This is a genomic window from Streptomyces sp. XY431 (genome assembly GCF_001279805.1).
Taxonomy (GTDB): Bacteria; Actinomycetota; Actinomycetes; order Streptomycetales; family Streptomycetaceae; genus Kitasatospora; species Kitasatospora purpeofusca.
Genome location: NZ_LGDO01000142.1, coordinates 1 through 10405, shown reverse-complemented (window position 1 = coordinate 10405; position 10405 = coordinate 1). Strand labels below are relative to the sequence as shown.

The window sequence follows — 10405 nt, the reverse complement described above, 5'->3', positions numbered from 1 at the left end:
GGTCCTGTCAGCGCCGGGCGGGTCGGTTCACCCCTGCGGGTGGGTCCCGCCGTCCACAGGCCCGGGTTTTCCACAGGTTCGGAAAAGGGAGTTCCGGCGGGCGCGCGGGCGGCCCAGAGTGGGCACCGCAAGCCCCGAACCCGACCGTGGAGGTGCCCGTGCGTACCGCTTCGCCCGCCCTGTCGCCCCGTCCGCTGCCGATCCCGCCGCTCCCCGCGCCGACCGTTCCGCCCCGGCAGCCGGTGCCCTCGTTCCCGCCGATCGGGGGCCGGTCCGGCCTGCGCGGCCGACTCCGACAGTTGCTGAGATCCGGCCCCCGGGTACCGGCCGTACTGCTCCTCGCGGTGGCGGCCGCACTCGCGCTCGGACCGGCCTGGGCGGACCCGCGAACGCCGGAAGCGGCACCGCCGGTCGGCCGGACGGGTTGTCCGGCGGAGGGGGGAGGAAATCACCCGTAACCGAAGAGCGACTTCGTCGTTCACGCGGCATGAAGGGCTTCAAGGAATTCCTGCTGCGCGGAAACGTCGTCGAGCTGGCCGTCGCCGTGGTCATCGGTGCGGCCTTCACCAGCATCGTCAACGCCTTCGTCAAAGGCGTGATCAATCCGATCGTCGGCGCGTTCGGGGCCAAGGACCTCGCGTCCTACAGCTCCTGCCTCAAGGGGCCCTGCGAGGTGACCGCCACCGGCGTGGTCACGTCCGGAATCCCCATCCTCTGGGGCAGCGTGCTCAGCGCGGCCCTGTCGTTCCTGATCACCGCGGCCGTCGTCTACTTCTGCCTCATCCTGCCGATGACCAGGTACACCGCCCGGCGCAAGACCCCGGCCGAGGTCCAGGCGGAGGCCGAGGCCAAGGAGGTCCTGCTGCTCACCGAGATCCGCGACGCCCTGGTCACCCGGGCCGTCTGAACCCCGCCGCGCCCCGGCCCGCCCGGGGCCCGGCCGTCCCTTGCTCCCCCCGGATCAGTCCCCGTGGTGCGGCGGGCGCTGGCTCAGGTACCAGTCCAGCCCCCGTCCACCGCTCTCCCCGGCGCCGGGGCGGTCGCCCCACCCGGTGTCGGTGTCGTCCCGGGACTGCCGGTCCAGCGGGTCGCCGAAGATCAGCCGCGCCTTCGCCGCCGCGTCCGCACCCGGCTGTGCCTTCGGGGCATCCTGCGCCGGCTGGTTCGCCGTCCCGGACTCCGTGCCGGGCTCCGTCCCGGGCTCCGTGGCCGGCCGGCCGTCCGTCGTGTCCTTCGCCATCGTCTTCTCCACCGCTCTCGCCGTCCCCCGCCACCTTCCGCCCTGCCCACCAAGCCTAGAAGGCATCGGGGCGGCCCGGGGACGACGGTGGGCCCGGCGCGGACCGCTCCGCACCGGGCCCACCGGGCCGCACCTGCCCCCGCCTGCGTCCCACGTCTCCGTCCACCTCCGCTACGCGGCCTCGAAGCCCGCATGGTCGGCGATCTTCTTCAGCTCCGCCAGCGCGTGCTTCTCGATCTGGCGGATCCGCTCACGGGTCAGCCCGTGCTGCTTGCCCACCTCGGTGAGGGTGCGCTCGCGGCCGTCCTCCATGCCGTACCGGGAGCGGATGATCGACGCCGTCCGGTCGTCCAGCCGCCCGATCAGACCGTCCAGCTCCTCGCGGCGGAGCATGACCATCACGGCGTCCTCCGGGGACGTCGCCCCGGTGTCCTCGACCAGGTCACCGAACTGGGTCTCGCCCTCGTCGTCGACCGACATGTTCAGGCTGACCGGGTCGCGCGCCCAGTCCAGCACGTCCTTGATCCGGGTCTCGGTGGTGTCCAGCTCGGCCGCGATCTCGGCCGGCTCGGGCTCGCGGCCCAGCTCCTTCGACTTCTCCCGCTGCACCCGCCGGATCCGGCCCAGCTCCTCGACCAGGTGGACGGGCAGCCGGATGGTGCGCGACTGGTCGGCGATCGACCGGGTGATGGCCTGGCGGATCCACCACGTCGCATAGGTGGAGAACTTGAAGCCCTTGGCGTAGTCGAACTTCTCGACCGCGCGGACCAGACCCGCGTTGCCCTCCTGGATGAGGTCCAGCAGGGGCAGGCCGCTGCGCGGGTAGCGCCGGGCGACGGCGACCACGAGACGGAGGTTCGACCGGATGAAGACGTCCTTGGCGCGCTCGGCGTCCTCGGCTATCGCCTCCAGCTCCTCGCGCTGCACGCCCTCGGGGAGCCCGCCCTCGTCCAGCAGATGCTGGGCGTACACGCCGGCCTCGATCCGCAGCGAGAGCTCGACCTCTTCGGCGGCATCGAGCAGGGGTGTCCTGGCGATCTCGTCGAGATACATGCCGACCAGGTCGCGGTCGGCCTCGAAGTTGGTCGGGCGGGCCGCGCGAGTCCGGTCGGCCCTGTCGCGAACGACGGCACGGGTGGCCATGCTTGCTCCCTTTGCTGGTGTTGCCGAGGTCTGGGCTGCCTGCCCCCAGGAGGGCACGATGTGCGGGCCCCGAGGGGCTCACACGTAACGATCCAACGAACAGATTCCGGACAACATTCCCAAGTCGCTCTGATTCTTCCAGGGATGCAGTATCCTGCGAGATTTATCCCCGATTCCGAACGGAGGGTGACCGAAGGGGCACCGCGGGTGCCATTGCGGGACCGTTCCGGCGCACCCCGCGCACGGCCCCCGCCAGGCACAACCCCGCCGGCGCCGGGCGCGTTCCCGCGCGGACCCGCGCTCCCGCACCGGCGCACGCAGGTCCTCCGCACAAAAGATGCCAAATCGCTATCACCGCACCGCGCGCTCGGCACAGGCGGCTGGGAAGGTGACAGCCATGCACCTGACCAACAGCTCGCCCACCATCACCGCGCGTGATCGCCACCTGCTCCGGCACGCGGCACTCGCGGTCTGTTGCGCCGGACTGTTCGCCGCCCTCGCGGCCCTGGTGCAGACAGGCTGGGGCCCGCTCGCCCGGTTCGACCGCGAGCTCACCGGCGATCTGCACCGCTACGCGGCCGATCACACCGTGTGGACCGCCTCGGTGCAGATGTTCTCCGACATCGGCGGGACGATCACCATGCGCAGCGTCCTCGGCGCCGTCGCGCTCTGGCTCTGGCTGATCGGCGCCCGGACCCTGGCCGGCTGGGTGGCCGCCCAGACCCTGATCGGCTGGGGCGGCCAGTGGATGCTGAAGCTCTCCTTCGGCCGCCACCGTCCGGCCTTCTCCGACCCGGTCGCACACGCCGACGGTCCCGCCTTCCCCTCCGGGCACGCGATGGCCTCCGTGATCACCTGTGCGGTACTGGTCGGCCTGATCTGGCCCCGGGCCCGCCACGCCGGCCGGAGCACCGCCTGCACGACCGCCGCACTGACCGTCCTCGCGATCAGCGCCTCCCGGGTCTTCCTCGGGGTCCACTGGACCACCGACGTCCTGGCCGGCTGGCTCGCCGCCGGAATCGTCCTCGGCGCCGTCACCGTCATCGTCGAACTCGCCCGCCCCGGCGCCCTCGCCCGCGACTTCCGCCGGGTGGACTGGCGCACCCGCCCCCGCGTCCAACGGGTCCTCGTCTCCCCCGCCCGGCCGCCCCGCGACACCGACCCCTCGGGCGACCTCGCGGGCGACCTCGGGGACGACCTCCCGGACGCCCCCTCCGACGATGCCCCGGCCGCTGCCTCCGACCACCCCGTGGCCGGGCCCGCCGCCGACCCCGTCCCCGACCGGCCCGACGGCCTCCTGCGCTGAGCGCCTTCCACGCCGACGATCACCCCCGGCTGACAACCGCTCACCGGAACGCCGCGGGCCCCCTCGGTCGAAACCGAGGGGGCCCGCGTACTACGTCGTCCGCCGGAACCGGCGCTGTGCCCCAGGCAGGATTCGAACCTGCGACACCGGCTTTAGGAGAGCCGTGCTCTATCCCCTGAGCTACTGAGGCGGGGAAGACCGCTGACAGCCTAGCGGATCGTCGGGGAGGGTTGGGCGGGGACGGGCCCGGGCGGACGGGCCGACGGCGAGTCAGCGGGGCCGGGGGCGGCCCGGCCTGCGGAAGAGCCGCCGGTTAGCCTGGGAGGACGGGACTCGGCGGCCCTCGGCCCCGGGGCCGTCCGGCCGGTGGACAGAGGCGGGGGCGGCAGATGGTGGCGCGCGAGCGGTGGTACGAGAGATCCGTCCGCCGGGCGATACAGGTGGCCGGGCCGGCGACCTGGCTGGTCCCGACGCTGGTGATGCTGGTCGTCGGCGCCTACCGGCTGGGGACCCCCACCCTGTGGCGGGACGAGGTCGCGAGCTGGACGTCCGCCGTCCGACCGCTCAGTGAACTGCTGCGGATGCTGCAGCACGTCGACGCCAGCAACGGCACCTACTACGTCCTGCTGCACGGCTGGATCGCGCTGTTCGGCGACTCGGCGACGGCGCTGCGGCTGCCCTCGGTGCTGGCCATGGCGGGCGCCGCCGCGTTCACCTCGCTGACCGCCGCGCGGCTGTTCGGCGGCCGGGTCGCGGGCACCTGTGCCGGACTGCTCTTCGCGACCGTGCCACTGGTCTCCCGGTACGCGCAGGAGGCACGCTCCTACGCGCTGGTGACCTGCGCCGTCGCTGCCGCGACCTGGTTCCTGCTGCGCGCGCTGGACCGCTCGACGCCGTGGCGGTGGATCGCCTACGGCCTGGCGATGGCGGTGGCCGGCGCCGCGCACCTGGTCTCCCTGAGCGCCCTGGCCGGGCAGGCGGCGCTGGTCGCGCCCCAGCTCTGGGGGACCCGCGGTCCGGACCTGCGGCGGCTGCTCGTCCGCCTGGCGGTGGTGATCACCGCCCTGGTCGTGGCGGTGCTGCCGGTCGCCCTCCTCGGCCGTCAGCAGTCGGAGCGGCAACTGGGCTGGCTCGCCCGGCCGAGCGTGGACCAGCTGTGGCACTTCGGCGAGCCGCTGTTCGGCTCGGCCCGGGTGTTCCACGTCTTCCTGGTGCTGGCGGTGCTGGCCCTGGTGCTGCCCGGGCGGCGCGGTCCGGCGCTGCGGCTGCTGCTGCTTGCGGTGCTGCCGGTGCTGTCGGTCTGGGTGATCTCGCGCGGCTCCACCTCGTACTTCCTCGACCGGTACCTGCTGTTCACGGTCCCCGCCTGGGCGACACTGGCCGGCTGCGGGGTCGGTTCCGTGTACGCGGCGGTGACGGCCGCGGCCAAGCCCGGCCGGACCAGGCCCGAGCTGCGGGCGGCGGGGCTGGTGCTCGCGGTCGGCGTGGTGGCGGTGACCGGGGCGGCGGCGCTGCCCCGGCAGTCGCTGGTGCGCTACCCGGGATCGCACGCGCAGTCCAAGGAGCCGTACCAGGAGGTGGCCCGGCTGATAGCGGCCGGCTACCGGCCCGGGGACGGACTGGCCGTGCCGATCGGCGGCCAGGCCTGGTCGATGGTCGGCCCCGGTGTCTCCTACTACCTGCCGGAGGAGGTGCGGCCGTATCCCCTGTTCGTGGCGAGCGGAGCCGTCCCGGCCGGGGACCTCTTCCCGATACCGTGCCCGAAGCCCGCGGACTGCACCGGGGCCGGGACGCGCACCTGGCTGGTCGTGCTGGGCGACACCACCGATCCGCTCGCCGAGGTGCCCGACGGCGAGGCGGCCGCCCTGCGGGGCCGGTTCGGCCCGCCGCAGCAGGTGACGCCGCTGGGCGGAATGACGCTCGCACTGCTGGACGGGACCGGCGCCGGCCGCTGACCCCCACCCGGGACTCCGGCCTGCGGGACGCCGGCCCGCGGGGTCGCCGGCCCGCGGGGTCGCCGGCCCGCGTGGTGAGGCGTGGCCCGGATGCGGCGGGCCGGGGCCCGGGCGACCATGGAGCACGGCGACCAGGTCGGGAGGACCGTCCGTGAGCGAGCAGCCGAGCGAGCAGCCTCCCGAGCGGCGGACCCCGCCGCCGGAACGTCCGGCGGCCCGGCGTACGGACCGGTGGAAGCAGCGGTCGACGGCCCTGGCCGGTTCGGCCCGCGAGCTGCCCCAGCAGGTCCCGATGGTGGGCCGCGCCCTGCGCCAGCTGCTCCGGGTGAACCTGCTGGACTGTGCGACCCGGCTGGCCGCGCAGGCCTTCCTGAGCGCCCTGCCCGCGCTGTTCGTGGTCGCGGTGTTCACCCCCGCGGCCGTCCGGGACGGGCTGGTGAAATCGCTGCGCAAGGAGCTGGGGCTGCAGGGCTCGGCCGCGCAGTCCGTCCAGCAGCTGCTCGGAACCGCCCACCACGAGGACACCAGCTTCGGGGTGATCGGCGCGCTGGTGACCCTGCTCTCGGCGACGGCGCTGAGCCGGGCGATGCAGCGGGTCTGCGAGCGCTGCTGGGAGCTGCCCAAGTCGGGGACCAGGGTGGCGGCCTGGCGCTGGCTGGTCTGGCTGATGGTCTGGCTGGTCTGCCTGGTGTGCCAGACCCCGGTCCGGGACGGCTTCGGCCTGGGCGCCTGGCTCGGCGTCCCGCTGACCTTCCTGGGGGCGACGGCCCTCTGGTGGTGGACCCAGCACCTGCTGCTCGGCAACCGGGTGCGCTGGCTGCCGCTGCTGCCGGGGGCGGTGCTCTGCGGGGTGGCGGTGGTGGGGGTCGGGGTGGCCTCGCGGGTCTACCTGCCGAGCGCGATGAGCCGCAGCATCGGCCAGTTCGGCCCCTACGGCGTGGTGTTCACCTCGCTGTCCTGGCTGATCGTGGTGTTCACCGGGGTGACGCTGGCGATCGCGCTGGGCCGGGTGGTGGCCGAGGAGGAGGTCGTCGCCGAGTTCCTGGGCTCGCGCACCGAGCCGGGCCGGTGGGGCGGGAAGCGCGCCTGAGCGCGGTCCTGCCCCACCGGCCCGGACGCCGTGCCCGGGCCGGTGGACCTCAGAGGGCCCGGGTCAGCCGGGCCAGGATGGACGGCGGGGCGAGGTCGGACTTCAGCACGACGGGCACCTCGACCTTGTTGGCGCCCTCACCGGACCGCAGCACACCGACCTGGGTCCCGGCCGTCACCCGGTGCCCGACCTTCAGCGGGTCCAGCACCAGGGTGCCGGTGATGCCGGGGAAGCCGGCCACCGAGAGGTCCTGCGCGGCGACGACCGGGACGGAACCGCCGAGGCCGTCGTCGATCCGGCCGACCACGTCGCCCTGCTTGGCCAGGGTCTGACCGGTGAGCCCGTTCTGGGCCGCCTGGATCTGCTTGGCGCTGACGCTCTGCACCACCTTGAGGATGCTGGGCTCGGCGGCGGTCGCCGGCTGGCCCAGGGTGACGCCGAGGATCAGCCGCCGCACACCGGCGACGTCCTTGTACGCGGCCCACATCAGGCAGCCGCCGGCCGGGGTGCTGGAGCCGGTCTTGACGCCGATGATGCCGTTCTTGGGTGAGATCAGCGTGTTGGTGTTGGAGATCTTCTGGTTGTTGAAGGTGGTGTCCGGGGTCGACACGATCTGCCGGAAGATCTCGTCCTGCATCACCTGCTCGGCCAGCTTCAGCTGGTCCTTGGCCGTGCTCCTGGTCTCGGCGTTGAAGCCGGCCGGGTCGGTGTAGGTGGTGTTGGTCATGCCGAACCCGGCGGCGGTGTCGTTCATCTTCTTGACGAACGCCTCCTCCGATCCGGCGTCCCAGCGCGCCAGCAGCCGGGCCACATTGTTGGCGGAGGGCAGCATCAGCAGCTCCAGCGCCTGGTACTGGCTGAGCTGCTGCCCCTCGGTCAGGGTGACCCGGGACTCGTCGACGTTGCCGGACTCCTGGGCGGCCTGCTTGTCGACGGTGATCTTCGGACCGCCCTCGCCCTTCTTCAGCGGGTGCGCCTGAAGGATGAGGTAGGCGTTCATGACCTTGGTGACACTGGCGATCGAGGCCGGTGTCTCCGGGCCCGAGCTGCCCAGGCTGCCGACCCCGACCACCCCGGCGGCCGACTGGCCCTTGGCGGGCCAGGCCAGGTCGAGCGGGTCGCCGGCGAAGCCGAAGCCGCCGGCGGCGGTCATCCGCACCTTGGTGTCCGGCAGCGGGCGGAGCAGCTGGGCGGTGACCGCCGCGCCGAGGACGACGGCGAGGAAGATCGTCCAGATGGTGATCCGCTTGAGCGCGCGGCGCAGCGGCGAGACCGGCCGGCCGTTGAGCGTGGCCAGCACGTCCATCGCCTCGGAGGTGGACTCCGGGAAGGGCAGCGGCGCGGGTTCGGGCGCGGGCAGCGGCGCGGGTTCGGGCAGGGGCAGCGGTTCGGGTGCGGGCGGCGCGGGGGCCGGGGCGGGACGCGGCTCCGGAGCCGGACCAGGCTCGGGCTCGGGCACCGGGTCGGGCTCCGGGACCGGCTTCGGGGCGGGCGGCTTCGGGACGGTGCCCGCGGCGGCGGGGAGGCGCAGCATCCGGGTCCGTTCGGCGTCCTCCCGCTTCTCGAACTTCTCGGCCCGCGCGGCTGCGGTGGCGGGTTCCGCCGGTTCGGCCGCCGCCGTCACCGGGGACGCGGACGCCTGGGACGCGGACGCCGGCTGCCCGTCGGTGTCCGCGTCGCCCTCGGCGGGTTCCGCTTCGGCCTCAGCCTCAGCCTCGGCCTCGGTGCGACCGGTGGACCCGGCCGCCACCGTCGGCGACGTCCGAATGGCGAGACGGGGGTCGGCGCCGGTCGGGCGGTCCGGCGTGCCGGACCCGGCCCCGTCGACCTCCTCCGCCCGCTCGGCCGAACCGATCGCGGTGGCCCCGGACGGCCTGTTCGGCTCCTTCGGCAGGCGAAGTGCGGTGGTGGCGTCGTCGGACGGCATCCGCAGCGCCGTGGTCGCGTCGTCCGACGGCATCCGCAGCGCGGTGGTCGCCTGGTCCACGGGCATCCGCAGCGCGGTCGTCCGGGTGTCCGAATCCCGGACGCGCAGCTGCACCGTGGCGGGCTTGGCCGGCCGGCCCGATCCGCCCTCGACGGAGTCCGGGGCGCCCTCCGGGGCATCGCCCGAGTCGCCGGACGAGTCGCCCGACGGGGCATCGCCAGAGTCGCCGGACGGGGTGTCGCCGGACGGGGCACCGACGGCGTCCGCAGGCTCGGCGGCGGTGCCCGGCTCCGGCTCCACCGCCCCGTCCGCCACTCCGTCCGCCGCCCGGTCCACCGTCGGCGCGGCCGCCTCCTCGGCCGCGGCGGCCCCGGCCGGTTCGCCGTCCCGTTCCCGCGCCCGATCGCCGTCCCGCAGCACCCTGTCGGGGGACTCGCCCACGTAACCCAGCCTCCTCAACGCCCGGCGGGGCACCGGCCGACCCGATTTCGGGAAGCCGGTACCCCGCCCCGTGTACCTGTACAGTCTCCGCCACCGGCGACCGATCCAGTCGCCCACACCCCGCCCGACCGGCGGTTATTACCGTGGCACGGCCGCACCGCGGCCTGTTCAACGGTCAGACGCCGGTCCCGCCACGGGTGGTTCCCCCGGTCGATCGCAAGGTCACGATTCGGAGGCGTACTCGACAAGCCCGTGTGAGAGGCGTCACGCTGTTTCCCATCCACGCGGGGAGGCTTGGATGGGCAAGAGCCGCAGAACTGTTCCCGAGGAGCTCTTGCTGCTCGCTTTGGACCCGGCCACGGGCACCACGGCGCAGCCGCAGACCCTCGACCTCGGACTCGCCGGGGCACAGCTCGTCGAGCTGTCCCTGGCCGGACGGATCGTTCCTGAGGGTGACCGAATCGCCGTGGTGCTCCCACGGCCGACCGGTGACCCGACACTCGACCATGCGCTCGAGCTGCTGCGGCGACGCGGCAGCCCGGTCCGCGCCACGCACTGGATCGGCGGGCCCCGGCTGGGGCTGCGGCAGACCTACCTGGCACACCTGGAGCGCTGCGGCATGGTGACCGCCGTGCCCGGTCAGGTGTGCGGGGTGCTGCCCACGATCCGCTACCAGGCGTCGGACGACTGCACCAACGCCGCGATCAAGCAGCGACTGGACACCGCGATCCGCACCGGCGTGCCGCCGGACCCGCGGACGGCCGCGCTCGCCGCCCTGGCGCACTCGGTCGGTCTGGGCAAGCACCTCTACCCGGGCAACGAGGGCCGGTCCTCGCGGTCCCGGTTGCGCGATCTGATCCGCTACGACCCGCTGGGCGGGATGGTCGCGCACGCCGTGATGGACGTGCAGAACGGCTTGCCGAGCCAGCAGAACCGTTCCGCCCAGGCAACTGCGGCGCCGTCGGGCTCGGGAGGCCGGGCCGGTCAACGCTCGGCGGCCGGGCGCGGCAGCGGCGGCGGCCGGGTCGCGGCATCCCGTGTAGGCGTCCGCTGAGGCTCCCGCCGAGGCCGGACGCCCGCCGGGGACCGCACCGGGACCCGGGCCCGGACCCCCATCCGGGCCCCCGTCCGGGCCCCCTGCTCGGCCCGCGGTCCCGCGGGCACCCGAACCACCCCGTGCGCCGAGCGCGCACCAGCGCACACGGCAGCGCACGCCGAACCGCTCACGCCCCACAGGGGCGCCGAGCAACCGGCATCACCAGGCAGTGAGAAGGGGCGGTCGCCCGCGACGTAAGTCGCCGGG

At 74.1% G+C, this 10405-nt stretch carries 8 protein-coding genes and 1 tRNA gene; 5 read left to right on the top strand and 4 right to left on the bottom strand.

Going from position 1 to position 10405, the window contains the following annotated elements; translation table 11 throughout:
* Positions 1 to 487: 487 nt before the first annotated feature.
* Positions 488 to 907: a large conductance mechanosensitive channel protein MscL gene (gene mscL, locus ADK60_RS17335; RefSeq protein ID WP_053647045.1), complete on the top strand. Its 420-nt coding sequence runs from the start codon at positions 488 to 490 to the stop codon at positions 905 to 907.
* Positions 908 to 961: 54 nt separating this feature from the next.
* On the opposite strand, the gene ADK60_RS17330 is transcribed toward mscL, so the two are convergent.
* Both ADK60_RS17330 and ADK60_RS17325 read right to left on the bottom strand, forming a co-directional pair.
* A complete protein-coding gene (locus ADK60_RS17330; RefSeq protein ID WP_063783175.1) occupies positions 962 to 1240 on the bottom strand; it encodes a hypothetical protein in 279 nt (92 codons plus the stop codon).
* A gap of 171 nt (positions 1241 to 1411) precedes the next feature.
* Complete coding sequence (locus ADK60_RS17325; protein ID WP_030393495.1) at positions 1412 to 2383, bottom strand: sigma-70 family RNA polymerase sigma factor; 972 nt, start codon at positions 2381 to 2383, stop codon at positions 1412 to 1414.
* A gap of 397 nt (positions 2384 to 2780) precedes the next feature.
* Between ADK60_RS17325 and ADK60_RS17320 the strand changes: the two genes are divergently transcribed.
* Positions 2781 to 3689 (top strand): phosphatase PAP2 family protein, encoded by a 909-nt coding sequence (locus tag ADK60_RS17320; protein WP_053647043.1) that lies wholly within the window; start codon positions 2781 to 2783, stop codon positions 3687 to 3689.
* A 117-nt stretch (positions 3690 to 3806) separates the two neighbouring features.
* Here ADK60_RS17320 and ADK60_RS17315 read toward each other — a convergent pair.
* A tRNA-Arg gene (locus ADK60_RS17315) sits at positions 3807 to 3879 on the bottom strand.
* A gap of 199 nt (positions 3880 to 4078) precedes the next feature.
* Here ADK60_RS17315 and ADK60_RS17310 point away from each other — a divergent pair.
* Positions 4079 to 5644 (top strand): glycosyltransferase family 39 protein, encoded by a 1566-nt coding sequence (locus tag ADK60_RS17310; protein WP_079008447.1) that lies wholly within the window; start codon positions 4079 to 4081, stop codon positions 5642 to 5644.
* Between the two features lie 151 nt (positions 5645 to 5795).
* Positions 5796 to 6734 (top strand): YhjD/YihY/BrkB family envelope integrity protein, encoded by a 939-nt coding sequence (locus ADK60_RS17305; protein ID WP_234371125.1) that lies wholly within the window; start codon positions 5796 to 5798, stop codon positions 6732 to 6734.
* A 49-nt stretch (positions 6735 to 6783) separates the two neighbouring features.
* Here ADK60_RS17305 and ADK60_RS17300 read toward each other — a convergent pair whose 3' ends face one another.
* Entirely contained in the window at positions 6784 to 9102 is a 2319-nt protein-coding gene (locus ADK60_RS17300; RefSeq protein ID WP_053647040.1) for a D-alanyl-D-alanine carboxypeptidase family protein, read from the bottom strand.
* Between the two features lie 298 nt (positions 9103 to 9400).
* Between ADK60_RS17300 and ADK60_RS17295 the strand changes: the two genes are divergently transcribed.
* Positions 9401 to 10156, top strand: a complete 756-nt coding sequence (locus ADK60_RS17295; protein ID WP_030393500.1) for a GOLPH3/VPS74 family protein — start codon at positions 9401 to 9403, stop codon at positions 10154 to 10156.
* Positions 10157 to 10405 lie beyond the last annotated feature (249 nt).